The sequence below is a fragment of the Streptomyces ochraceiscleroticus genome, assembly GCF_000720485.1.
In the GTDB taxonomy this organism is placed as follows: domain Bacteria; phylum Actinomycetota; class Actinomycetes; order Streptomycetales; family Streptomycetaceae; genus Streptomyces; species Streptomyces ochraceiscleroticus.
Genome location: NZ_JOAX01000071.1, coordinates 1 through 738, shown reverse-complemented (window position 1 = coordinate 738; position 738 = coordinate 1). Strand labels below are relative to the sequence as shown.

The window sequence follows — 738 nt, the reverse complement described above, 5'->3', positions numbered from 1 at the left end:
GGCCATGAGCGAGGCCGCGCACGGTCTGGCCGACGAAGCCGACCGCTACGTCGCCAGCTTCTACACCGGGGCGGTCACGGCGAACACGCTCGGCTCCACCGGCTCCCCGATCAACGTGCACACCACCCCCAAGGACTTCTACGACAAGGTCCTGGTGCCGCTGCGCACGAAGATGAAGCGCGCCAACGTCCCCACTGCAGGCCGGTACTGCATCGTCCCGCCTGAGGGCTACGCCTCCCTGCTGATGGACGACCGGTTCACCGACTACGCCAAGTCCGGGCAGACCGACGCCCTGCGCAACGGCGCCGTCGGCCGGGCGGCCGGGTTCGAGATCTTCGAGTCGAACAACACCCCGGAGCCGACCGCGGGCGTGCACGTCGTCCAGGCCGGCGTCAACGGAGCCATCTCCTTCGCCGAGCAGATCAACAAGACCGAGGCCTATCGGCCGGAGTCGTCCTTCAGCGACGCCGTCAAGGGCCTGGCCCTGTACGGCGCGAAGCTGATCCGCCCCGAGGGAATCGCCGTCGCCTACATCGACGCCACCCCCTGATCGGAGGCTGAGCCATGGCACGCACTGCGATCACCGTGCGCAGGTTCCAGCCCAACGGCGTCCACGTGGAGGACTTCGGGCAGGCCATCGACCCCGCCAACGGGATGTCGGTGGCCCGCGCGGAGCCGGAACGCACCGTCATCCGCTACACCAACGACCACGCCACCAACGCGTTCACGCTCATCGTG

At 68.6% G+C, this 738-nt stretch carries 1 pseudogene; it reads left to right on the top strand.

The features are described from left to right. A pseudogene (locus tag IG84_RS0137185) lies at window positions 1–550 on the top strand (P22 phage major capsid protein family protein); the annotation flags it as partial. Window positions 551–738: the final 188 nt, after the last annotated feature.